At 51.5% G+C, this 22,361-nt stretch carries 20 protein-coding genes and 2 pseudogenes; 11 read left to right on the top strand and 11 right to left on the bottom strand.

Going from position 1 to position 22,361, the window contains the following annotated elements; genetic code table 11:
• Positions 1-8: 8 nt before the first annotated feature.
• From ACWAU0_RS20735 to ACWAU0_RS20750, 4 genes are all read right to left on the bottom strand, one after another.
• Positions 9-3,218 (bottom strand): efflux RND transporter permease subunit, encoded by a 3,210-nt coding sequence (locus ACWAU0_RS20735; protein ID WP_458137782.1) that lies wholly within the window; start codon positions 3,216-3,218, stop codon positions 9-11.
• On the bottom strand, positions 3,211-4,374 hold the full coding sequence (locus ACWAU0_RS20740) for an efflux RND transporter periplasmic adaptor subunit (protein ID WP_458137783.1): 1,164 nt from the start codon (positions 4,372-4,374) through the stop codon (positions 3,211-3,213). The genes ACWAU0_RS20735 and ACWAU0_RS20740 overlap by 8 nt, the downstream gene beginning before the upstream one ends.
• Positions 4,371-5,780, bottom strand: a complete 1,410-nt coding sequence (locus ACWAU0_RS20745; RefSeq protein WP_458137784.1) for an efflux transporter outer membrane subunit — start codon at positions 5,778-5,780, stop codon at positions 4,371-4,373. The genes ACWAU0_RS20740 and ACWAU0_RS20745 overlap by 4 nt, the downstream gene beginning before the upstream one ends.
• Positions 5,781-5,867: 87 nt before the next feature.
• Positions 5,868-7,058, bottom strand: a complete 1,191-nt coding sequence (locus ACWAU0_RS20750) for a PepSY-associated TM helix domain-containing protein (RefSeq protein WP_458137785.1) — start codon at positions 7,056-7,058, stop codon at positions 5,868-5,870.
• 55 nt (positions 7,059-7,113) lie between these two features.
• Between ACWAU0_RS20750 and ACWAU0_RS20755 the strand changes: the two are divergent.
• Positions 7,114-7,688 (top strand): annotated as a pseudogene (locus ACWAU0_RS20755) (REP-associated tyrosine transposase).
• A gap of 175 nt (positions 7,689-7,863) precedes the next feature.
• On the opposite strand, the gene ACWAU0_RS20760 reads toward ACWAU0_RS20755, so the two are convergent.
• Complete coding sequence (locus tag ACWAU0_RS20760; RefSeq protein ID WP_458137786.1) at positions 7,864-10,326, bottom strand: TonB-dependent siderophore receptor; 2,463 nt, start codon at positions 10,324-10,326, stop codon at positions 7,864-7,866.
• A 228-nt stretch (positions 10,327-10,554) separates the two neighbouring features.
• On the opposite strand from ACWAU0_RS20760, the gene ACWAU0_RS20765 reads away from it, so the two are divergent.
• The 3 genes from ACWAU0_RS20765 to ACWAU0_RS20775 all read left to right on the top strand — a co-directional run bounded on the left by ACWAU0_RS20765 (position 10,555) and on the right by ACWAU0_RS20775 (position 11,628).
• Positions 10,555-10,767 (top strand): hypothetical protein, encoded by a 213-nt coding sequence (locus ACWAU0_RS20765; RefSeq protein WP_458137787.1) that lies wholly within the window; start codon positions 10,555-10,557, stop codon positions 10,765-10,767.
• Between the two features lie 208 nt (positions 10,768-10,975).
• Positions 10,976-11,218 (top strand): antitoxin, encoded by a 243-nt coding sequence (locus ACWAU0_RS20770; protein ID WP_458137788.1) that lies wholly within the window; start codon positions 10,976-10,978, stop codon positions 11,216-11,218.
• Entirely contained in the window at positions 11,218-11,628 is a 411-nt protein-coding gene (locus tag ACWAU0_RS20775) for a type II toxin-antitoxin system VapC family toxin (protein WP_458137789.1), read from the top strand. Before ACWAU0_RS20770 ends, ACWAU0_RS20775 begins: the two co-directional genes overlap by 1 nt.
• Positions 11,629-11,662: 34 nt before the next feature.
• Here ACWAU0_RS20775 and ACWAU0_RS20780 read toward each other — a convergent pair whose 3' ends face one another.
• Both ACWAU0_RS20780 and ACWAU0_RS20785 read right to left on the bottom strand, forming a co-directional pair.
• The gene (locus ACWAU0_RS20780; protein WP_458137790.1) at positions 11,663-12,628 is read right to left on the bottom strand and encodes a FecR domain-containing protein; all 966 of its coding nucleotides are present in this window, start codon (positions 12,626-12,628) and stop codon (positions 11,663-11,665) included.
• 6 nt (positions 12,629-12,634) lie between these two features.
• On the bottom strand, positions 12,635-13,144 hold the full coding sequence (locus ACWAU0_RS20785) for a sigma-70 family RNA polymerase sigma factor (protein ID WP_458137791.1): 510 nt from the start codon (positions 13,142-13,144) through the stop codon (positions 12,635-12,637).
• A gap of 539 nt (positions 13,145-13,683) precedes the next feature.
• Between ACWAU0_RS20785 and ACWAU0_RS20790 the strand changes: the two genes are divergently transcribed.
• Both ACWAU0_RS20790 and ACWAU0_RS20795 read left to right on the top strand, forming a co-directional pair.
• Positions 13,684-14,031 (top strand): hypothetical protein, encoded by a 348-nt coding sequence (locus ACWAU0_RS20790; RefSeq protein WP_458137792.1) that lies wholly within the window; start codon positions 13,684-13,686, stop codon positions 14,029-14,031.
• Positions 14,032-14,408: 377 nt separating this feature from the next.
• Positions 14,409-14,966, top strand: a complete 558-nt coding sequence (locus ACWAU0_RS20795; RefSeq protein ID WP_458137793.1) for an energy transducer TonB — start codon at positions 14,409-14,411, stop codon at positions 14,964-14,966.
• Positions 14,967-14,985: 19 nt separating this feature from the next.
• Here the strand turns inward: ACWAU0_RS20795 and ACWAU0_RS20800 are convergent, their stop codons facing one another.
• Complete coding sequence (locus tag ACWAU0_RS20800) at positions 14,986-16,164, bottom strand: PepSY-associated TM helix domain-containing protein (RefSeq protein WP_458137794.1); 1,179 nt, start codon at positions 16,162-16,164, stop codon at positions 14,986-14,988.
• Positions 16,165-16,268: 104 nt separating this feature from the next.
• Between ACWAU0_RS20800 and ACWAU0_RS20805 the strand changes: the two genes are divergently transcribed.
• From ACWAU0_RS20805 to ACWAU0_RS20820, 4 genes and pseudogenes are all read left to right on the top strand, one after another.
• On the top strand, positions 16,269-16,517 hold the full coding sequence (locus tag ACWAU0_RS20805; RefSeq protein ID WP_458137795.1) for an antitoxin: 249 nt from the start codon (positions 16,269-16,271) through the stop codon (positions 16,515-16,517).
• Positions 16,514-16,921, top strand: a complete 408-nt coding sequence (locus tag ACWAU0_RS20810) for a type II toxin-antitoxin system VapC family toxin (RefSeq protein WP_523070831.1) — start codon at positions 16,514-16,516, stop codon at positions 16,919-16,921. The genes ACWAU0_RS20805 and ACWAU0_RS20810 overlap by 4 nt, the downstream gene beginning before the upstream one ends.
• 76 nt (positions 16,922-16,997) lie before the next feature.
• Positions 16,998-17,594 (top strand): REP-associated tyrosine transposase, encoded by a 597-nt coding sequence (locus ACWAU0_RS20815; RefSeq protein WP_458137797.1) that lies wholly within the window; start codon positions 16,998-17,000, stop codon positions 17,592-17,594.
• A gap of 45 nt (positions 17,595-17,639) precedes the next feature.
• Positions 17,640-18,796, top strand: a pseudogene (locus tag ACWAU0_RS20820) (IS3 family transposase).
• Here ACWAU0_RS20820 and ACWAU0_RS20825 read toward each other — a convergent pair.
• The 3 genes from ACWAU0_RS20825 to ACWAU0_RS20835 form a co-directional block, all read right to left on the bottom strand.
• Positions 18,783-19,565: an STN domain-containing protein gene (locus ACWAU0_RS20825; protein WP_458137798.1), complete on the bottom strand. Its 783-nt coding sequence runs from the start codon at positions 19,563-19,565 to the stop codon at positions 18,783-18,785. The pseudogene ACWAU0_RS20820 and the gene ACWAU0_RS20825 sit on opposite strands and share 14 nt — an antisense overlap.
• A gap of 120 nt (positions 19,566-19,685) precedes the next feature.
• The gene (locus tag ACWAU0_RS20830) at positions 19,686-20,660 is read right to left on the bottom strand and encodes a FecR family protein (RefSeq protein ID WP_458137799.1); all 975 of its coding nucleotides are present in this window, start codon (positions 20,658-20,660) and stop codon (positions 19,686-19,688) included.
• Positions 20,661-20,765: 105 nt separating this feature from the next.
• Positions 20,766-21,287 carry an RNA polymerase sigma factor gene (locus ACWAU0_RS20835; protein ID WP_458137800.1) on the bottom strand — a complete coding sequence of 174 codons (522 nt, stop codon included), beginning with the start codon at positions 21,285-21,287 and terminating at the stop codon, positions 20,766-20,768.
• 425 nt (positions 21,288-21,712) lie between these two features.
• Here ACWAU0_RS20835 and ACWAU0_RS20840 point away from each other — a divergent pair, with 425 nt between their 5' ends.
• The gene (locus tag ACWAU0_RS20840; protein ID WP_458139243.1) at positions 21,713-22,024 is read left to right on the top strand and encodes an integration host factor subunit beta; all 312 of its coding nucleotides are present in this window, start codon (positions 21,713-21,715) and stop codon (positions 22,022-22,024) included.
• The last annotated feature ends 337 nt before the right edge of the window (positions 22,025-22,361 follow it).

Genomic DNA, 22,361 nt, shown 5'->3' on the forward strand with positions numbered 1-22,361 from the left:
TTCCTCCCTTAGTGCTCGTTATGGTCATAGGCATAGCTGTCCGCTGGCTGAGCATCCGACGGACTTGGATCAATAGGGGTACTGGCACACCGATGTGAACGTGGTCTTGCCAAAATCGCATAACACACCGGCGTTAAAATCAAACTGGCGGACATGCCGATCAATAAACCTGCCGATAGCGACAAGGTCATCGGAATCAGGAATTGCGCTTGCGGGCTGGTTTCCAGAAGCGTGGGCAGGAAACCGGCAAAGTTGGTCAGAAAGGCCAGCAGAATGGCGCGAAACCGGGAACTGCAGGCGTCGACGATCAAACGCTCAACCGGTTGATCGTCCTCGCCGTGCTGGCGGATGTAATCCAGCAAAACCAAACTGTCGTTGACCACCACGCCGCTGGCGGCAATCATGCCGACCAGGGATTCCATTGATAGCGGCAAGCCAGACACCCAATGTGCAATCACTGCGCCGCACCAGGCTACCGGCGCGGCCAGCAAAAAGATCAGGGGTTTCGAGTAAGATTTAAACGGCACGGCAATCAAGGCATAAATCACCAGCAAGGCCATCACCGTATTTTGGGCAAAGGTGTCCAGCATGGCTTCCTGCTCCTGGCGTTGTTGACCGATTTTGACGCTCAGGCCAGGAAAGGCCTGCTGCAAGGCCGGGATTTGAGTTTGCTCCAGTTTCGCATAGAGAGCATTGGCATCAGCCAATGTCGGATTCACCCGCGCCTGGACTTTCAACACCCGTTGTCTATCCTCCCGTACCAAACGTGAATAGCCTGGTGCCAGTTGAATATCCGCTAATTCACCCAGTGGCGCCGTCGCACCATTCGGCAAGCGTATCGGTTGTTGTTTCAGGGTATCCAGCGATTGCCGTTGTTCCAACGGATAACGCACCATGACTTTCACTTCGCTACGGCCACGCAAAAACCGGTGTACCTCATCACCGTAATAACCGTGATGGACTTGTTCGGCCAGTTGCTCCAGTTTCAAACCCAAACGCTCGGCGTTGGGCTTGAGGCTGAGTTTGATTTCGGGTTTACCCGGTTCGCTGGAGTCGATAACGTCGTACACGCCGGGTAGCGCTTGTAATTGCTGTTTCAATTGTTCTGCAGCGGCAGGCAACAGGTTGGTGTCTGTAGCACCCAACAGCAACTCGATGTCATACGGTACGTCGCCTTCTTTATAAATGAAATCGACTTTGCCACGGCCGATATCGCCAATGCGCTCGCGCCATTGGCGGATAAAGTCTTCCACCCTGATATGTTGCCGGCCCAGCGGTGAGAACTCCAGCCAGATACCCGCGCCGTGTTCCCATATTATGGTTTCGACGCCGACGATGACGCTATTTTCGTGAATATCCGTGGCTTCTGTAACGTGATTCGGTAATGGTTCGTTAGGCTTAACGCCATCCAGCTCATCCCGCAAATTGAACAAGGCCTGTTCCACCTTGGCAGCCAAGGCTTGGGTTTCACTATAGGGGGCGCTTTGCGGTAATTTCATCGACACCCAGAAACTGTCTTTAGTGACATCCGGATTGATCGATTGCCGCACCGTGTCGCTGGCGACCAGTGCCGCACAAAACACGATCAGGCCTAGAAACAATGAAGCGGTCAGATAACTCCAGGCAATAGCGGTTTCCAGAAAAGGCCGGTATACCTGCTCGACAAAACGATCCAGGCGGTCATTCATGTCTTGCCTGATGCGTTGCAGGCGATTGGGATGTATTACTGACTCCACATCACTGACCAGATGCGATGGCAATATCAGCAAGGCTTCGACCAAGGAAAACACCAAGGTCAAAATCATCACCAGACAGATCGGTTTCATCATTTGCCCGCCCCAACCGGGCAGAAACAGGCCCGGTAAAAAGGCAACCAACACGATCAATACCGACAGAATCACCGGTAAGGCGACGTCTTGCACGCCTTGGATGGTGGCTTGCAGCGGCGAAAGCCTGTTTTCAAGTTGGCAGCTATGCACACTCTCGCCAATGATGATGGCGTCATCCACCAGAATGCCCATCGCCAGCAGAAAGCCGAATAATGACAACATGTTCAAGGAAACGTCCAACGCCGGCATCAGCCAGAACGCGCCCAGCACCGAGGTAAAAATCCCCACGCCCGCCCACAACGCTACCCGCACCCGCAGAAACAGCGATAACACCAGGCAGACCAGCAAAAAGCCGCTCAAACCGTCTTCCAGCAAGGTGTCGATGCGCTCGTCGTAGGCTTGCGAGTCGTCCCACCAGGTAATCAGCCGCAAACCGGGCGGTAACTGCTGACGGATTTGATCCACCGTGGCTTTGACTTTTCTGGCTACGGCCACGCTATCCTGGGCGGTATGTACTTCCCAGCCTTGAGCGATTTCGCCGTTGTGATGCCATTCCGACAAGCGTTCTTCCAAACCGTCTTTGACGTTGGCGATTTGATCCAGGCGTACCCGGTTGCCGTCGGGCAGCGTTTTGACGATCAGATTTCTCACCGCATCGGCATCTTTGGCCCGTTGATTGACCCGCAGCAGCAACTCGCCATCGGGATTTTTGATTAAGCCGCCCGGCAAATCCACCGAGGCTTTGCGCACGGCTTGCGCGACCTCATCCAGGGTCATCTGGTATTGGCGTAGTTTGTCGGGCGTGACTTCAATCGCCAGCTCGTAAGCCATTTCGCCGTAATTACGCGCCTTGCTGACGCCCGGAATCGATGCCAGTTGTTGCTGAATGTGTTCGCCAAAGCTTTGCAGGGTAAACGCATCGGTATTGCCGTGCAGCGCCACCCAGATCACGCCATCGTCGTCGTTTCGATCGGCAGGCAACACCTGAATTTTTTCCAGTTGCTTGGGCAACTTGGCGATGCCTTGTACTTTGCTTTGCACGCTGGCCATGACTTGTTCGCGTGAAACATCGGGAAATATCTCGACGTCGATTTTACAGTCATCGCCTCGAATCTCGCTGTGCAAATGCTTGACGCCTGGGATGTCGTGAATCGCTTCTTCAATCGGCACGCACACCGTTTCTTCGACCTCCGCCGTGCCAGCGCCGGGATACTGGGTATTTACCACAATCTGATGCGGACTGAAACGCGGAAAGACTTCCTTATCCACATTGGCGATACCCAGCAGGCCTCCACTCATAATCAACAGCATCAGCAGATTGGCAGCCACCGGATTGGCGGCAAACCAGGCCGGTAAATTTCCGGTGCGCAGGCGTAGAGGCTTAGTCATTGACGACCTTCACCGCTGTGTCGGCAATCGCCATAGGCAGTTCAGAGACAATGACGCGATCACCGGTTTGTAGACCCGATTTGACCACCACTGAATCGGCTTCCGTGCGCACCACTTCAACTGGTCGAATCTCCAGTTTTTGCTCTGCGTTCACCAATTTGATGGTCTGCGTCGGACTGACCGAATGACGCGGCAGGCGGTAGACATCCGCGCGTTCGACGCCTTCAATCTCGGCCTGCACGAACAAGCCTTTCACCAAGGGTGGACGGTTGGCAATCGGTTGAAAAGGATCGGTCACTTGCGCGACCAGATACCATTGGCCGCTGTCTTCGGAGACGGCGGCTTCGCTGCGAACAATCTGGCCCAGCCAGCTATGTTGGTGACCGCCCAAATCGGCACTTAATGTGACTTTTGGCCACAGACCGGCATCGGCCTGTGGCAAGGCCAAGGGCAGATTCAAAAACGCCAGTTGTTCACTGCTGACCGGCAAACGCACTTCGGCCTTGTCACTGGCGTAAATCCGCGCCACCGTGGTACCGGCTGGCAAAAATTGGCCAATACCGGCTTGTTTGCTCAACACCCGTCCTGCAAACGGTGCGCGTAACTCGCAGCGACTGCGATTGAGTTGCGCCTTGGCCAAGTCCGCTTGCGCAGCTTGTAACTTAGCCTGGGCTTCGGCCAGTTGCGGTTTACGCAAGGCTAGTTCGCTGGCTTCACCTTCACCCAGCGCCTGCCACTCACTGTGCGCTTGTTCGACTTGGGCCTGTTCGGCAATCAACACCCGTTTGGCTTCGGCGATGCGGGCTTGGGCGGCGGTAATGGCGTAGTCGTAATCACGAGGATCGATGGTCAGCAGTAACTCACCGGCTTTGAAGAAGCCGCCTGCGACCAAAGCCGGATGCATCTGCACCACTTTACCCGCCACTTCGCTGACCAGATCGATTTCTTCGCGCGGCGTGACCACGCCTTGGGAGATAACGTTTAGGCGCAGGGTTTGTGGCTCGACGCGCAGTACGGTGACTTCGGGAATAGCCGCAACATTGGCTTGTAGCTCAGGTTGGGGACGCAACGCAAATACCGCCCAGCTGGCAACGGCGGCGGTCAACAACACCGCGACGGGTAACACGATTTTGAGTGACGCAGATGACCATTTCATACCGCACCGCCCAAAGCCAGATACAGACTAATCCGGTTGGTCAGCAATTGCCGCTGTACCGCCAGATGCGCGCTTTGGGCATTTAATGTGCTGCGGTAGCTGTCGAGCAAGGTCAAAATCTCGATCAAACCTTGCCGATACGAATACACCGCCAGTTTGCGGCTGGCTTCCGTTTGCGAAACGGCTTCCCGTAACGCCCGTTCCTGTTCACGCAAGCGACTTTCGGCGGCCAGGGCTTGCTCGACTTCGCGGAAGGCATTCAAGGCCACGCTTTGGTACTGGTTATAGGCGTCCTCGACATTGGCCTTCTTCAAACGAATATCGGCTTGCAGACGGTCGCCGGTGAACAAGGGCTGCGCCAAACCGGCAGCCAAATTCCATGCGGCGGCACGCGGATCGACGATGTCCGCCAAGGCCGGGCCCACGCTGCCACCAGCGGCGGTCAGGGTGATGCGTGGTAACAAGGCTCTTTCGCTGCTGGTCAGGCGTTGATCGGCGGCTTGCAGGCGTTTGAAGGCTGCAAGCACATCCGGGCGGCGGTTGAGTAGTTCGGACGGCAAACCTGCCGCTAACGTGGCGGGCGGTTGGGGTAAACCGTTATGCAACGATGAGACTGATGAATCCAACCCAGAATGTGAAGCCGATTCGCTGGCGGGATAACGCCCCAACAGCGTAAACAACTGCTTTTGCAAAATCTGCATGTCATTATAAGTTTGCGCCGATTGCGCCTCGGCATTGGCCAGATCGGTCAAAGCCAACCGTAAATCCAGGCCACGGGTTAAACCCTTGTTAAACCGACCGCGTACCAATTCCACGATCACGCCCCGGTCTTTGACCGACTGTGCCGCCACTTCGGCCTGCAAACGTGCCTCAATCCATTGAAAGTAAACCTGAGCCAGCCGTGCCGCCAACGACAAACGCGCGGCCTGATAGTCTTCGCTTACCGCTATGGCGTCTTCAACAGCAGCTTGTTGAGAGGCTTTGATGCGCCCCCAAACATCCAGCTCCCAGCTTAAATTGAACAACGTCAAAAACTGACCAGACTCGCTACTCAACGCATCCTTGCCGCGCTGATAACCCGGCGCGAAAAACAGTTGCGGTAAACGCCCGGCACCGGCAATCGTTGCTTGTTCCTTGGCGGCCTCGACACGGGATGCTGCCGAGCGTAAATCAAAATTATGGCTTAGGCCATTCTCTACCAGTGCGGTTAATCGCTGATCGTTGAACGTGGTCAACCAATCGGTGACCGCTTGCTGATTGAGCGATGCCGGGCTTTGCCAGTGTCTGGGCATATCAAACGCCAATACATCCGCCTGATGAACGGGCGCCGACTCGCAACCCGTCAACACCAGACCGAATAGCACGACACGCTTGCAAAGCTGAGTATTAACAAGACGTATCGGCATCAGTAAAGGTCAAAGTTATAGAGAGTTTCATGTCGTTCATGTTTATAAGACGAATGAATCGGGTAAAACCCGCAACATTCATAAAAATTAACTATGCCGGCTGTTGCGCCGACGCTTTTTCAACCAGATCAACACGCCGGTCACCGACAACATCACAATCGCCAAACCCAACACGCAAACAAAGATTTTGTACGGCAAACCCCAGATGTTGGCGGTGTGCAAGGCAAGCAACCAACTGGTGAGGGTATTGCCGCTGTATTGGCCGGTGGGCAGTAACATTTGTTTGACCACGCCGCTGTTGGTATCGATCACCACGCGGGTTTGGCCGCCGTGGTCTTGAATATCGGCCGTGCTTTTGACGGCATAGACATAAAAGCCTTTGGCGCGGTTAATCCAGAAACCGCTGGGCGCCAAGGTGCGGACGGCTTGGGTTTGCTCCAATCGATTCAGCTCGGCTTGGGCGATGTCCTGCGCTTGCCGCCAATTGATTTGCGGATTTTGAACGGGTTGCGGCAGATCGGGAAACTCCGTCCAGGGTTGGTGATACTCGCTGACCGATTGCATGACTTGGGTGTAGAAGCCACCCAAGTTCATATAGACGCTGGACCAGGCAAATACCAGCAAGGCCAGCCACAACCACAAGCCGCCGGCGCGGTGTAGATCGAAATTGATGCGGGTTTTGGAAGCCGACCATTTGATCAGCCAGGCCGGTTGCCAGCGTTGCCGGAAGGTTTTGGTGGCTAACGGGTTTTGTCCGGTGCGCATGGCTTTACGCGGTGGCAAGGTCAAATAAAAACCGACAAAACAATCCAGCGTCCAAACCAAGGCGGTAATACCCAGAATCCAGCCGCCCAGTTCATCCAATGCCAGGGCATAGTGCAGTTTGTAAACGAACGGCATCAGGTTTTGCCAGCCTTGCGACAGATCGCCCCAATGGCGTTTGCCCAATAATTCGCCGGTGTAGGGATTGAAAATCAGTTGATCGTAAGTAAGGTCGCCCGCCGTTCGCGGCGAGACGGCCACCGTAGCCGCCGTGTCAGTCAGCCATATTGCATCCGCTTTGATGGCGCTATCCAAGCGCTCGGCGTTTTCAATCAAAGTCAGCGGCTCCAACATCGCAACGGTCTGGCTTGGCGCAGAAAATTGCGGATTGATAGCGCCATCCAATTCGGGCAAAAACGCCAGCAAGCTGCCGGTCAAGCCAACGACGATCAAAAATGCCGTCATCGCCAGGCCGGTATAGCGGTGCAACAACACCCAGAACGGGCGAATTTTCATCTTGACTCCCATGCTATATTTCCAAATCACCCTAAATCACAAAATAGCAGCCAGCATGCAATACCGACGCAATTACACAGAAGGCGGCTTTATTTTTTTACCGTCAACCTTGCGGAAAGAAAACGGCGGTTGTTGGTGGAACATATCGATGCGCTCCGCGAAAGCATCCGCATCGTGCGCAGCCGCCACCCGTTTCAAATCGACGCCATGGTGGTCATGCCCGATCATTTGCACGCCATTTTCACGATGCCGCCCGGCGATGCCGATTACCGGACCTGTTGGATGTTAATCAAAGCCGGATTTTCCCGGCAGCTTCCCAAAGTCGAACGCATCAACAGCAGTCGCCAAAGCAAGGGCGAACGCGGCATTTGGCAGCGGCGATTTTGGGAGCACACGCTGCAAGATGAAGACGATTTTCGCCACCACATGGATTACATCCATTACAACCCCGTCAAACACGGTTACGTCAAGCGCCCGGCCGACTTACCCGAGGGCATAAAGGCCACATTCCAGCATCCATAAATACATAAACGCCGGCATATTGCCGCCGATTGGGGCACCGCCTCCCCCGAAAACGACAAAAGGTTTGGGGGGGTAGGTTGGGGTCGACTGCATGGATGCAGGAGGTAGGGCAATGCCGGGAGCGATTGCCGAGACGGCACGAACCCCAACACGGCAACCGCAAAACCCGCCCCACAAGCCATCGACAACGAAACATCAAAGTTACCTGTGGATTTAAAGGCCATCGATGTTGGGGTTCGTTGCCTCACCCCAACCTACGCAACCCCAACGTACGAGTAACCGGTTAATATTCGATACGAACAGAACCCAAAAACGTCCTAGGTGCACCGAAGTACACTTCAGCACCTCCACTACTGCCTGCGTAGTAATATTTGTCCAGCAAATTATCAACGTTTAGCTGAGTGGTAACTTTGGTTGCGCCTACTTTCATTGCATAACTGGACATTAAGTTAAGAGTGGCATAACCAGGAATTTCATACTTGTTAAGTGGATTGCCTTCACGCTTACTAAGCACTGTTACGCCGCCTCCAAACTTGAGTCCTTTTAACACACCGTCCTGAAACTCGTATGTACTGAAAAGATTGCCGGAGTTGTGAGGTGCATTTGGCAATCTGTGTCCTTGGTTGCCAATTCCTCCGTCAAAACCGACATCGCGAGTAATATTGGCAAAAAACAAATGACTATAACCTCCAATAACTCTCCACCCTGGAAGTAGTTCGCCTGAAATATCCAGTTCAACGCCGCGACTTTCGGCTGCTCCTACAGTGGTCATTAGGAAAGTATTATTTGGGTCTGTTACCGCTAAATTTTGTTTTGTCAAATTGAAATATGCCAGGGTCGCGCTAAACCGGCCATTCAGCAACTCGGTTTTTGTCCCTAGTTCCCATTGCTGGGCGGTTTGTGGAGGAAGGGTCTGGCCATTTCCATTAATTCCGTTTTGTGCTCCAAAATTTTCTGTGTAGCTTCCGTAAAGCGACAATTCTGGTATTGGCCGCCATAACAATCCACCGCGCGGGCTGACGCGATTATCATCCCCTGCAACCGAAGAGGTCAGATGATCGTATTGATCGGCTTGATCGTAACGAAAACCACCCAATACGAACACATTATGCGGTAATTCAATTTGATCTTGAGCATATAAGCCATACCATGAGGTAGTATTATCGACACCGAAAGCAATGCGGTTGCTTACATCAACGCCGTCAAACCCAACAGTGTTATAGACTGGATTAAATAGATTGAATGTCCCTGGTATAAATCGCACATCGAATGGATCCTTAGCGTCTGTACGATAATAATCGCCACCGAATAACAAGGTATGTTTAATACCGAGCGTATTTATTTTTCCTGTCAAATTTAACGATGTAAAATAATTATCGGTGCGAGCCGATTGGTGTTCATATCCCCTGCCGACATTACCTTGACTATCTGCAAGTCCAGTTAAAAACGCTTGTCGAATTTCTGCATTAATCCCAGTGTAATAAAATCGATGAGAGATGGACCAGTTATCGTTGAAACCATGTGACCAATTGAACCCTGCCAAAATCCTGTCACCCTTATTAGAATTAAATGACGGTTCACCGGTAAATAAATTACGGGGGAGGCTAGACAAATAAGCGTGACTACCATTACGTAGTGCCGTAATCCTTGCAGATCCCGGAGTTTCATCGAAACGTTGATATTCAAACTCGGTGGTGAATTGTGTGCGCGGACCGATGTTCCATTTCAGCACCGGTGCCACAAAAAAGCGGTCACTATTGGCAAAGTCAGTAAACGATCCAGAACCTTCATACGCAGCATTAAGTCGATACAAAAGGTTGCTATCTTTAGTAACAGGCCCTGTTGCATCAATCGTTGTCCTGTAATAATCGAACGAACCAAATTGCTGTTGTAATGCATAGTATGGGGTATCAAGGGGTTGCTTGGTGACCATATTTACAACCCCACCGGGTTCAGCTCGTCCAAACAAAATTGAACCTGGGCCTTTTAGCACCTCGACACGCTCAAGATTCGCCGGATCGCGTTTGGTCGAATAACCATTTCCACCATTTTGCGGATACGGTGAGCCATCCCGATAAGAAAGAATGTCGTTCCCGGTCGAAAATCCGCGAATAACAAAACTGTCGCGCATCAATCCGCTTGAAGCTTCTTGTACGACGCCTGCTACGTTTTGCAGAGCTTTTTCCAATCTGACCGCTTGTTGATCTTCTAGTACTTGTTTTGGTACTGCCTTGACGGAAAATGGGGTTTCCATGACCGGAGTATCAGTTTTTGTCGCGGTGGAGGCGTTCGGCAAACTGTAATCCGGATTGTATGGATCAGTCGAATCATAAACCGCCTTCCCCACCACCTTCACCGCCGGCAAAGCCGACGCCGCATCACTTCCCGATTCCGCAGCCTTTACTGCAACCGCATCATCCGCCGTAAAGGTATAAGTCAACCCCGTTCCGGCCAACAGTCTTCTAAACCCTTCTTCCACGGTATATTCGCCATCCAAGCCCTTGCTGGTTTTACCATCCGTCAATCGCGCGTCTACGGATAACAAAATGCCTGCGCTGCCGGCAAATTCGCTCAATGCATGACTCAGTGACCCGCCGCTGATGTGGTAATTACGCTTGGCGTCATTGCTGTCTGCCATGGCGGTGGGCGATGCGACCAGGGCGGAAGCCAATACCAAGCCCTGTATGGCCTGGTGCAAGCGGGACGGTTGTTGGCCGAGAATCCGGTTCTTTTTTCGCTTTGACATGCTGTTTCTCCTTTTAAAAATGGCGTTCTCATCCCTATTGCCAATCGAAAACGAAAAAGGGGAACTCGAAATTGAAAAAAATTTTAAATAATTTTTAAGGCTATGTTTTTGCAGGAAAAATATTTTGGTTTTTTGTCGATTGGTGTGGCGTGTTATGTCCGCACATCGTCAGCTTTGCTCTGTGCGATGATATTTGGCATTCAGTCTGTTTTGCAAAAGGGGTTTTGAATGAACACGCAACCGTTAGATCAAGAAGAGCAAGCCTTGTTGGATGCGTTTGAAGCTGATGAGTTTGAGTCGGATTTGACCGAGTCGCGTAGGCTTTATTTGGCAAAAGCGGCCGGAAAACGTTTAGCCAGAATGCTCAAGGATGCAAATCCAAACGATGCAGCCTTATTGCTAACTCAAGAAGATGTAAACCGAATGATTCATGAAATTTGAGCGCTCGCTATAGGAATCTGATTAATGGTAAAAGTTAGGTGCTATCTTTGCATGCGCATTTTTAGCATGAAAGCACTTATTACCCAAAACGGTAGCGGTGTCTAAGGTGCGCAGTACGAAGTTGATTGTGCGAAAAATGCAGGCTATTTTGGTACGCATCCATCTTTGATATATACTTATGATACCTATCTTATAAGAGGGCATTGAGATGCATACGACAGCCAAATTATTCACCACTGGCCGAAGCCAAGCGATACGGCTTCCGAAAGAATTCCGTTTTCCTGGCTCGGAAGTATTTATTCGTCGCGATTCCGTGACTGGCGAAGTTATTCTGTCTGCCAAACCGGCATCCTGGACGGAGTTTTTCGAACTTGCCGATCAAATAAATATCCCTGACGATTTTATGGCGAATCGCGAAGACCTGCCGAACCAAGAAAGGGATTTGTTTTGATGCGCTATATGCTGGATACCAATATGGCCAGTTATATTATCAAGGGCCATCCCCCGGAGATTCGGCAGCGGCTGACGTCGCTGCCGATGGACTGCATTACGATATCCGCAGTCACACAAGGCGAGCTTTTATATGGCTTGGCGCGCAAGGGACATCCGGCTGCGCTGGCAAAACTGATTCGGGAGTTTCTCTTTCGCGTTGAGACATTGCCTTGGGACGAGCAAGTTGCCAGCGTTTATGGCGATTTACGCGCATCTTGCACGTCGGCTGGCATTACACTCGGGGCGCTCGACATGATGATCGCGGCGCACGCAATAGCCGCCAACACCATTCTCGTCAGCCATGATAAAGCCTTCAGCCTGGTTCCCGATGGTGTTTTGACGATAGAAGACTGGATGAGTGGCGTTTAAGCCAGATACTGGCTTTGCCTATCAGTATTCAGTCTTATCGTGGCAGCACTTTTACCCAGAACGGCAGCGGATGGTCGAGGGTGACGGGCAGCGTTTCCGCCAGAGTGGCGAGAATGCGATCGGTGTTGTTGAGCGGAAAAGCGCCTACGATGCGTAAATCGGCAATCCGTGGGTCGCAGGTGACGTAGCCGTGCCGGTAGCGGTTGAGTTGCAGCAGAAATTCGCTTAACGGCAGGTTGTCGGCCAGCAGCATGCCTTGTGTCCAGGCGGGGCGGTCCGCACTCATGGCTGCAACCGTATCAATTTGTTCAGGTGTGAAGTGCGTGGTTTGCCCGGCTTTCAGGGTCAGCTTGCTTGCGCCTGGTTTGGCGGGCTGGATTTCAACGGCGTCTGCGTAGACCGTAACCTGGCTGTTACCGGCTTGCTGCCTGACGCTAAAGCGGGTTCCCAGTGCGCGAACCCGGCCTTCCTGGGTGTCAACGACGAATGGTCGACTGAGTCTTGCCGGGTCGGGGGAGGTTTCGATGTAAATCTCACCGGCAACTAGTTGTAAGCGGCGCAATTCCGAGGTGAATTCGATATTTAAAGCGCTCTCGGTGTCTAGCGTTACTTTGGAGCCATCGGCCAGGGTGATGGTTTTGGTTGCACCTAATGCGGTTCGATAGTCCGCGGTCCAGTCTTGTAGGTAACGACCTCGTGAAACTTGCCAACTGGACAAGCCCAACGCGCCCAATATTGCCAAGGTTTTGAGTGCGCGCCGCCGGTACAGATCGGGTTGGTTGAGTGCTGCCGAGGCAGCGTGCGCTGGCAGGCCTTGGAATTTGCCGGTGAAAAATTCTACTTTTGCCCAAGCCGCTTGGTGGTCCGGATGCGCATGCAGCCAGGCCTGCCATTGTTCGGTTTCGGATTTCGTTACCTGGCCGGAACCCAGTATGGCAAACCATTCGGCGGCTTCGGCGAGCGTGCCGGGATGAACGTTATGGAGATTTTGCTTTAACACGCGTTTTTAAAGTTCTGACGCCAGGGTTAGTAAATGCAGCATCGCGGTGGCCATGTATTTTTTAATCATGCGATCCGTCACGCCCAGTTGCTTGCCAATTTCGACATAGGTTAAACCCTCCAGTTGCGACAGCAAAAATGCCTTGCGTACTTTGCCGGGTAGTTGGTTGAGCAGTTCATCGATTTCCTGCAGGGTCGCCAGGATGATGGCGCTTTCTTCAGGCGACGGCATCAGCGCTTCCGGATAGGCGGCGATGCGCTCCAGATAAGCTTGTTCTATGGCTGACCTCCGCCATTGGTTGATCAGCAAACCTTTGGCAATGGTCGTTAAATAGGCGCGGGGCTCTTGGATGTCGTGGGCGTTGTTTAAGGTGATCACCCGCATGAAGGTATCGTGGGCATGATCTTCCGCTTGCAGGCGACACTGCACGCGTTTGTCCAACCAGCCGAGCAGCCAGTAGTGATGTTCGCGATAGAGTTGGGACAGCGCTTCGTTAGCCAGAATTTCAGCGGTCATTGATAACGCTTATCCGTGATTGGAAGAGATGATTTCAATGCGACTTGCAGATTGTCGATCATGATTTTGGTTGCCTCGCTTCATCCTAAAGATTGCCGATTTTGTTTTCTCTGGCGGGTTAAATTTTTAGCAAATAACCTTTAAATAAAGCAATAAATGCACCAAAATCAATGTGGTGACATTTCTTCAAAACGCTAAATTGAAATAAAGCATTTATTAACAATTGGTTAGGCAATGGTAGAAGTGGTTTTTTTCTTGTAAAACAACAACGTGAATTGGGCCGACGAGGCAAAGTCACAAAAGAAAGTTGCGTTAAATAACCTATTTTTCATGAAAAATTAGGTGAAATACCTTGCTTGTCAAGCACAAAAAAGAGCACCATTATCCGGGTGGATAACGCGCTCTTACGGCTACTCAATGCCGTAATGCTGTTTGGTTTGGATTGTGTACCGCTTCATATGGAAGGCCGTTGCCATCGTTCGGCAGATTAGGGTTGGAAAATAAGCCAACAATTTATTCAAACTCATCAGGAGATAATTATGAAACCTATCGCGTTACTGGCCGGCTTAATTGTCATGCACTTTACCGGAATGACGCACGCCGGCACCCTCAATAACGGAGAGTGGAAACCTAGCCAATGTGGCGAGAAACCGGCAACCCCGACCATCGATGATCAAGATGTCGATGCCTTTAACAAAAGCGTTGCTGCGATCAATGATTGGCAGCAGCAGGCTCGTGTGTATTTTGAATGCCTGATCAAAGAAGCCAATGCCGACAATAATGTGATCGCCGAATCCGCCAATCGCGAACAAGCCGCCTATCGCCAATCCGTTGAGGCCATCGGCGCGGCAGCAGAGGCTGCCAAGAAAAAGTTGGATAAGAAATAGCCTGTGTTTGAGATATGGCGCTACACTACGCGACAATTTGTCATCTGTTTGCCCCCAAAGCCATTCACTAAAATATCGCCCGCCTGTGGAGGCTATTATTGGCCACCCTAGCCAACGAATGATCTGGTGTCGCGTTATTGTGTTAAATGTGGGTTATGCAGCAAATTTATCAACGGAATGAAAACGGCCTATCGCTTTATAAGCGTTCACCGAAAACATCAGGGCAACGCTTGCTGTCAGCGCTGGGCAGATGGCTAGGTGACTGGCGAACGATCAGTGTTCTGGCGCTGATTGTCATTCTGGTCGCGTTACTCCATTGTTGTGCCTGGTTCTGCTTGCGGTGTCTTACAAGTCCTGTTAGACACGAAACACACCCCATGATGGAAGTGGCGTTCATCCCAGTCACACTCACCAAACCTCATCTGGTTCCACCACCGCCACCGCCTAGCGAACAGAAACAAACCAAACCCAAAGTACACCGCAAACCAAAACTGAAAGCAACCGCGCCGCTTGAACCCAAGCCGTCAGAGTTTGCCCCTGACACACAGATTGCTGAATCCTCCCCCGAAACGCCCTTGATGCCAGAGTCCGCTTCGGTCGTCAGTGAAAACGAATTACCGTCAAACAATACGGAACACCTCACGGAGGCTACTTTAGACGCGCATTACGCGGACAATCCCAAGCCTTCCTATCCAGCAATAGCGCTCAGACAAGGGTTGCAGGGGCGAGTAATGTTGCGTGTGCAGGTGACCGAGGAGGGCATGAGCGAAACGGTCATGATCGAACGGAGTAGTGGTTATGAGATATTGGATGAGTCCGCCGTTGAAGCGGTTAAACAATGGCGATTCACTCCCGCGAAGCGCGGTGAAACAGCCATCGCCAGCTCGGTGATTGTGCCGATTGTATTCATACTGGAAGATCACGATCAAGTCTGACAAGCGCGCTGACGGGGTATCAACGCAGTCGACGCTTTTTCAACCAGATCAACACGCCGGTCACCGACAACATCGCAATCGCCAAACCCAGCACGCAGACAAAAATCCTGTACGGCAAGCCCCAGACGTTGGCCATGTGTAAAGCCATTAACCAGCTGGTGATGGTATTGCCGCTGTATTGGCCGGTAGGCAGTAACACTTGTTTAACCGCGCCGCTATTGGCATCGATCACCACGCGGGTTTGACCGCCGTGGTCTTGAATATCGGCGGTACTTTTGACGGCATAGACATAGAAACCTTTGGCACGGTTGATCCAGAAACCGCTGGGTGCCAAGGTGCGAATGCCTTGGGTTTGCTCCAGGCGATTCAGCTCGGCTTGGGCGATGTCCTGCGCTTGCCGCCAACTGATTTGCGGGTTTTGCGCGGGTTGCGGCAGATCGGGGAAGTCGCTCCACGGTTGATGAAATTCGCTGACTGACTTCATGACCGTGCTGTAAAAACCACCCAAGTTCATATAGACGCTGGACCAGGCAAATACCAGCAAGGCCAGCCACAACCACAAGCCGCCGGCACGATGCAGATCGAAATTGATGCGAGTTTTCGAGGCAGACCATTTAATCAACCAGGCCGGTTGCCAGCGTTGCCGGAAGCTTTTGGTGGCTAACGGGTTTTGACCGGGGCGAGTGGATTTGCGTGGCGGCAAGGTCAAATAAAAACCGACAAAACAATCCAGCGTCCAGACCAAAGCGGTAATGCCCAGAATCCAACCGCCCAATTCATCCAGCGCCAGCGCGTAATGGAGTTTGTAAACGAACGGCATCAGGTTTTGCAGGCCTTGCGACAGATCGCCCCAATGACGCTTGCCCAATAGCTCAGCGGTGTAAGGATTAAAAATGATTTGATCGTAATTCATCTCGCTGGTCGTTCTTGGCGAGACGGTTACCGTAGCCGCCGTGTCACTGAGCCACACAGCATCGGCTTTGATGGCAGTATCCAATTGCTCGGCATTTTCCATCAAAGTCAGCGGATCCAGCATGGCAACGGCCTCGATTGGCGCGACGAATTGCGGATTGATGGCACCATCCAGTTCAGAAAAAAACGCCAGCAAGCTGCCGCTAAAACCAACGATGATCAAAAATGCCGTCATCGCCAGCCCAGTATAACGATGCAGCAGAACCCAAAAACGGCGATTTTTCATAAAAATCCACAAACGGTTTGATTGAAAAAGGGAATGAAATTTACACAAAGGCTACATCAAGCTTAAAATACACACATCACCGTACACACACAAGAAGGTCATCAATGACTACGTTAACCACCCGAATTTTTAAAAACGGCAACAGTCAGGCTGTGCGTATTCCACAAGAATTCCGCCTGGACGTCAGCGAGGTTGAAATTAGCCGCAATGCCAACGGCGACTTAATCATTCATCCACTCCCGCTTGATCGGGGAGCCGCGTTAATGGCAGCACTTAACGCCTTTGACGACGAGTTTGCCCAGCAGCTGGAGCGCGACGAACAGGCCGTCATGCAGGACCGCGAGGCGTTATGATTTACATGCTGGATACCAACATCCTCATCTACCTGATTAAACATAAACCGCCCGGCATTGCTGATCGTATCAACGCTCTTGATACGCGGGACGAATTGACCATGTCTTTTTTGACCTATGCCGAGCTGCTGAAAGGTGCCGAGCGAAGTACCCGGAAAGATCAAGTGCTGGCTCAATTGCAACAACTGACGCGCAGCATTCCGGTTGCTTATTCGGTCAATGCCGATCTCTGCCAGCACTACGCCACGCAATTCACCTTGCTTAAAACTGCCGGCACACCCATCGGCGCCAATGACCTTTGGATTGCCAGTCATGCCCTGGCCCAAAACGCAACCCTGGTCACGCACAATCTCAGGGTGTTCGAGCGTATCCAAGGTTTAAGGTTGGAGGATTGGGTTTTGTAATGCGTAGACAAGCGTTCAGTTACCAGCCGACCATGACAGCGAGACATTGCGATCAATAGAACCATCAGCAACCAACATGGAATACCGACGGCGTTACATCGAAGGTGGCAGTTATTTTTTTTCCGTCAACCTTGCGGAAAGAAAACGGTGGCTATTGGTGGAACATATCGATGCGCTCCGCCAAGCCATCCGCACCGTGCGCAGCCGCCATCCGTTTCAAATCGACGCCATGGTGGTGATGCCCGATCATTTGCACGCCATTTTCACCCTGCCGCCCGGCGATGCCGATTACCCGACCCGTTGGATGTTGATCAAGGCCGGATTTTCCCGGAGCATTCCAAAAATCGAACGCATCAACGCCAGCCGTCGCAGTAAAGGTGAACGCGGCGTGTGGCAACGGCGGTTTTGGGAGCACACCCTCCAGGACGAAGACGATTTTCGCCATCATCTCGATTACATCCATTACAACCCGGTCAAACACGGTTACGTCACCCGCCCGGCCGACTGGCCACATTCCAGCATCCATAAATTCATACGTGCCAGTATATTGCCTTCCGATTGGGGCACCGCCTCCCCCGAAAACGACAAACGATTTGGGGAGCGTAGGTTGGGGTCGACTGCATGGATGCAGGAGGTAGGGCAATGCCGGGAGCGATTGATGTGGCTACACTAAACCGGACACACTTTTTAAAATAACCTGAAAAAGCGTGAATCCAAAATGAGCCAAGAAAAACCCAATACCTATACAGCCGAATTCAGAGCCTCAGCCGTCAAGTTGGCGAATGAATCCGATAAACCGATCAGCCAGGTAGCCCAGGATCTTGGCATTAACGTCAATACCTTGCATACCTGGATAGGAAAATACAGTCGCCCCAAAGACAGCAATAAAGCGGTCCGTACCGATGAACATCTGTACGATGAACTCAAGCGCCTTAAGAAGGAAGTGGCCCGATTGACCGAGGAGCGCGATTTACTAAAAAAGGCAGCGGCGTACTTCGCCAAGGAACAAAGATGAAGTACGCCTGGATCAAGCAGCATGCAGAGGACTTTGCGGTAGATACCCTGTGCCGGTTCATGAGGGTATCCCGAAGCGCCTACTACGACTGGCTGAAGCAAGGCCCCTCTGCCGGCGAACAAGACGATGCCGCCCTATCCGAGATGATCCAAAGCACCTTTGGCAAAAGCCGGGCAACCTACGGTACGCGCCGTCTCAAAGCCGCCTTATCCGCTCAGAACCGAACCGTCAGCCGCCGCCGTATCGGTCGTTTGATGCGGGAAGCGGGGTTGGCCTGTAAAACCAAGCGCAAATTCAAAGCCACGACGAATTCGAAGCATCATCAACCGGTTGCGTCCAATCACCTGGATCGGCAATTTGCCGTGGAAAAGCCCAATCAAGTCTATGCCGGCGACATCACCTATATCCATACGCAGGAGGGCTGGCTGTATCTGGCCGTGGTGATTGATCTCTATTCCCGGCAAGTCGTGGGCTGGTCTATGGCCGAACATATGCGGACCAAACTGGTGAACGATGCGCTACTGATGGCGGTTTGGAAGCGCAAGCCCGAGAAAGGCTTGCTATGGCATACCGATCGCGGCAGCCAATATGCATCGGACAGCCATCGAGCCTTATTAACGCAACACGGCATCCGGCAAAGCATGAGTCGTAAGGGAAACTGCTGGGATAATGCCGTCTCGGAAAGTTTCTTTCATACCCTGAAAACCGAGTTGATACATCACCAGACCTATCGAACCCGATCCGAGGCCAGGCAGGCCGTATTCGAATATATCGAAGTGTTTTATAACCGCGAGCGACTTCATTCCGCCAATGGCTACCTGTCGCCCGTTGACTACGAAGTGCAGCTTAAAGCTGCTTAGCTGTGTGTCCGGAAAAGTGTTGACACATCACACCACCAGGGTTAGTCATTCCATACAGTAATGATGCTGGGCCTTTTAGTACTTCAACGCGTTCAGTACTGGCTAAGTCTCGTCCACCAATAATGAAGTCGGCCACGGGAAATGGCACTCCATCTCGATAATCACCTAGATTGCTATTAAAACCACGGCGAGTTGACGCTTCAAACATATCTCCAGAACCACTGGCTCGATATACGCCACTGACGTAATCCAAAGCATCATTGGGGCGAATTCCTTGAATATCTTCAATGACCTGTTTAGGGACAACTTGAATCGAATACGGTGTTTCCATAATCGGAGTATCAGTCTTAGTCGCTGTAGAAGCATTGGGTAAACTGTAATCTGGGTTATAAGGATCAGTCGAATCAAAAGCCGCCTTCCCCAAAACCTTTACCGCCGGCAACGTCGATGCCGCATTGCTCCCCGATTCGGCAGTCTTAACTGCCACCGCATCATCCGAGGTAAATGTGTAATCCAGGCCCGTACCCGTCAGCAGTTTTTGCAGCGCCTGTTTGGCAGTGTATGCGCCGTTTAGCTCAGGGCTGGTTTTTCCAGCAACCAGGTTTTCCGTAAACATGACCGCGATACCGGACTGATCGGCCAGCTTTTGTAGCGCGCTGTTCAATGGTTGCGACGGAATGTTATAGCTGCGGACGTTATCATCCGCCATTGCGTTGGCTATCCCTGCGCATAGCGCTAGTGCCAATGGAAGTCGTAGGTGTTGCTTCATTAATGCTCTCCGTTTTTTAATGGGGTCATTAGTTGAAACGAACAACTCAAAAAAAAGCTGCCACGCATGAGTGGGTTAACACTTATGGCGATGAGGTGGAGGAGCGGGAGAGAGCGGTGTTTAGCGCTTGGCGATGACAATGCGCCCGTCGGCCTGATGCTGCACGGTCAGACCCAAGCCTTGAGTGATAACCGCAAGATTGCTTTCGAACTGATTGATGGGGAAGGTGCCGCTGAGCCTTTTATCACCCAAACGCGCTTCCTCGACACGAATCTGAACATGATGGTAACGGCCGATTTCGTTCAGGACGTCTGCCAAGCGGCGATTATTGAAAATCAGTTTTCCTTGCCGCCAAGCCAGTAACGCGTCGAGGCTGACGTCGTTGGCGGTTTCTGTGAATTCGCCGCTGGGGTTATAGCTGGCGGATTGGGCTGCTTGCAGTTCCCTGGTCTGTTTGCCCTCTATACGAACGCTGCCTTCTTTTACCGCAACCACGACTTCGCCGTCGGCATGGCGGTAAATATCAAACTCGGTGCCGATGTCGACGGTGCGTACTGAGCCGGTAGTGACGATAAATGGTTTGGCTGCGTCGTGAATGACGCTGAAGTACACTTCGCCTTTGACAAGTTCGACCGAGCGTTGCCAACGGTTGATGCGTATGTTGACTTCACTGTCGGTATTTATTTCAAGCCGCGAACCGTCGGCGAGCTCAACGGTTTTCTTGTCACCATGGCCAACCGCGATTTGCTTGTTCCAACCATACCAACCTTCCGACGAAAAAGTCGCGACGCCTATAAGCAACAGAATCGAGGCGGCTGTTGCCAGTTTCCAGCTGTGAGGGCGTGCGGATATTTTTTTTCTGGGTCGGTAACTGAGCGCGTCGTGACGCGTTTTTTCGTTGGTGGCGACGGCGCGTTTCAGCAAATTGCTCCGATGCGCAATCTCTTCATAGGCTTTTTGATGAGCAGGGCTCTGCTGTAGCCAGTGTTCGAATGCTTGTTTGTCGCCCGGCGGACAAGGCTCGGCGTTCAGACGTATCAGCCATTCAATGGCTTCGTCATTCAGCTTGTCGGTTCGGGTTGAAGTTTCTGACATTGGATACAGTGGTTTGAGATTATTTTTGGCCGTTTTTCAATCACTATGACGAAGAGATTGCTTTGAAGCTGCCAACAGGTAGAGGGATGATAACCCAATGGCCGCTCAATACGCTTCGAATTTAGGGTAATTCAGCATGTGACGCATCGCTATTGCGAAATGGCGGTGGCAGCTGCGCAGGGAGATTCCCAGGCGTTTGCCAATTTCGGCGTGGGTTAGTCCTTCGACTTGGTTTAATACATAAACATAACGGGTTATCTCGGGCAGTTCGTCCAGAAATTTGCCAATCGCTTCCAGCTCCTGAACGTCATCAAGATGGCTTTCCATGCTGGGGATTTGCGCGGCAACTCGTGATACCTCGATTTCAAGGCCGGCTTCAGCGAGCGCGTCGTCGAGCTGATAGCGTGCCTCTAATTGCTGTCTGCGATGAAGATCAATACTTAAATTCGAAGTTGTGCGAAACAGAAAGGCTCTTAAGTTGTCGATCGAACTTAAATCTGGATGTTGCAGCAAGCGAACAAACGCTTCTTGGACTAAATCTTCCGCATGGCCTCCTGCGCGTTGAGTAGCAAAACTCAATAGTTCCTTGCTGTGTCTACGGAATAGTTTGTCCAGTAATTTATCCATGGGATTTTGTTTGAAGCGCTTTTAACGCTGCTGGTTTTGCCGTTCAAAAACGTGGCTGCTGTTTAGAAAACAATCCCTTAATTTAGCAAAAAATACGCCATGTACTCAGCGGCGATTTTTGTTCTTGAACATTTGATCAAAATAAGTCAAATGAATACAGGCAGTTAAAGCTGTCAAGAATGATTATTGCAGCGCGCGTTTGAAGGACGCGCAAGCACGAGAAGAAAATCGCCAAGGGCAAAGTGTGTCATATGACCTAATTTTTCCAGGAAAGATATGTGAAAACCCGGAAATGCTTGTCATGAGAAAAAAAAGCGCGAATATCCACTTGGATTACACGCTCGTTTTTCGGAAAATTAGATCCCATGATGGAATCACATTTTCTATACGACAGGCGCCAAAGATCAATGGCGAGCATAATAAAAATGACAAAATCGGAACTCATGGCCAAGATGGCCGATAAACAACCGCATTTGCTGCAAAAAGACGTTGAACTCGCTGTTAACGGCGTTATTGAACTATTGAGCACTACGCTGGCCAACGGCGAACGGATCGAAATCAGAGGCTTTGGTGGCTTCTCAGTGGTTAAACGTCAAGCGCGGGTTGGACGGAATCCCAAAACCGGTGACACCGTGGCAATACCAAGCCGGAATATGCTGCATTTTAAGCCTGGGTTAGATCTACGAGAAAAGGTCAACGCCTCAAGAACGATTTTTAAAACCATTAGGGATGTCTAATGGTTAGCCAGCAGTTATTGCACGGCCAAACGATAAGCAAAAAAAATCCGACCAGCGGTCGGATATGAGAAAGGAAGAAGTGCTTCGCATACAAGCAACAACTGGCACATAGGTTATCAGTTGGCTTCAGCCTTGAGAATGTGGCTAATTGCCGCGCATGGCAAGTTGCCGCAATAACCATTGACTTTCTCGAATCGATCGATATTACTTTCTTATGGGGTCTAACTCGCGCCACATAGCAGCTTAATCTCAAGGCAGCAACTTACAACATCAGACGGATTTGCAGACCGAAAACCTGCGGCATTTTGGCCTTTTGACGGTCAAGTTGCGCCTGACA

The organism is Methylomonas sp. Uni0009, from assembly GCF_054188105.3.

Excerpts from the sequence above, each read along its gene's own strand:
- ACWAU0_RS20760 (WP_458137786.1), bottom strand. The coding sequence starts at position 10,326 with ATGTCAAAGCGAAAAAAGAACCGGATTCTCGGCCAACAACCGTCCCGC.
- ACWAU0_RS20785 (WP_458137791.1), bottom strand. The coding sequence starts at position 13,144 with ATGACCGCTGAAATTCTGGCTAACGAAGCGCTGTCCCAACTCTATCGC.
- ACWAU0_RS20770 (WP_458137788.1), top strand. The coding sequence starts at position 10,976 with ATGCATACGACAGCCAAATTATTCACCACTGGCCGAAGCCAAGCGATA.
- ACWAU0_RS20810 (WP_523070831.1), top strand. The coding sequence starts at position 16,514 with ATGATTTACATGCTGGATACCAACATCCTCATCTACCTGATTAAACAT.
- ACWAU0_RS20745 (WP_458137784.1), bottom strand. The coding sequence starts at position 5,780 with ATGCCGATACGTCTTGTTAATACTCAGCTTTGCAAGCGTGTCGTGCTA.
- ACWAU0_RS20835 (WP_458137800.1), bottom strand. The coding sequence starts at position 21,287 with ATGGATAAATTACTGGACAAACTATTCCGTAGACACAGCAAGGAACTA.
- ACWAU0_RS20825 (WP_458137798.1), bottom strand. The coding sequence starts at position 19,565 with ATGAAGCAACACCTACGACTTCCATTGGCACTAGCGCTATGCGCAGGG.
- ACWAU0_RS20740 (WP_458137783.1), bottom strand. The coding sequence starts at position 4,374 with ATGAAATGGTCATCTGCGTCACTCAAAATCGTGTTACCCGTCGCGGTG.
- ACWAU0_RS20800 (WP_458137794.1), bottom strand. The coding sequence starts at position 16,164 with ATGAAAAATCGCCGTTTTTGGGTTCTGCTGCATCGTTATACTGGGCTG.
- ACWAU0_RS20765 (WP_458137787.1), top strand. The coding sequence starts at position 10,555 with ATGAACACGCAACCGTTAGATCAAGAAGAGCAAGCCTTGTTGGATGCG.
- ACWAU0_RS20805 (WP_458137795.1), top strand. The coding sequence starts at position 16,269 with ATGACTACGTTAACCACCCGAATTTTTAAAAACGGCAACAGTCAGGCT.
- ACWAU0_RS20790 (WP_458137792.1), top strand. The coding sequence starts at position 13,684 with ATGAAACCTATCGCGTTACTGGCCGGCTTAATTGTCATGCACTTTACC.
- ACWAU0_RS20815 (WP_458137797.1), top strand. The coding sequence starts at position 16,998 with ATGGAATACCGACGGCGTTACATCGAAGGTGGCAGTTATTTTTTTTCC.
- ACWAU0_RS20840 (WP_458139243.1), top strand. The coding sequence starts at position 21,713 with ATGACAAAATCGGAACTCATGGCCAAGATGGCCGATAAACAACCGCAT.
- ACWAU0_RS20750 (WP_458137785.1), bottom strand. The coding sequence starts at position 7,058 with ATGAAAATTCGCCCGTTCTGGGTGTTGTTGCACCGCTATACCGGCCTG.
- ACWAU0_RS20775 (WP_458137789.1), top strand. The coding sequence starts at position 11,218 with ATGCGCTATATGCTGGATACCAATATGGCCAGTTATATTATCAAGGGC.
- ACWAU0_RS20830 (WP_458137799.1), bottom strand. The coding sequence starts at position 20,660 with ATGTCAGAAACTTCAACCCGAACCGACAAGCTGAATGACGAAGCCATT.
- ACWAU0_RS20795 (WP_458137793.1), top strand. The coding sequence starts at position 14,409 with ATGATGGAAGTGGCGTTCATCCCAGTCACACTCACCAAACCTCATCTG.
- ACWAU0_RS20735 (WP_458137782.1), bottom strand. The coding sequence starts at position 3,218 with ATGACTAAGCCTCTACGCCTGCGCACCGGAAATTTACCGGCCTGGTTT.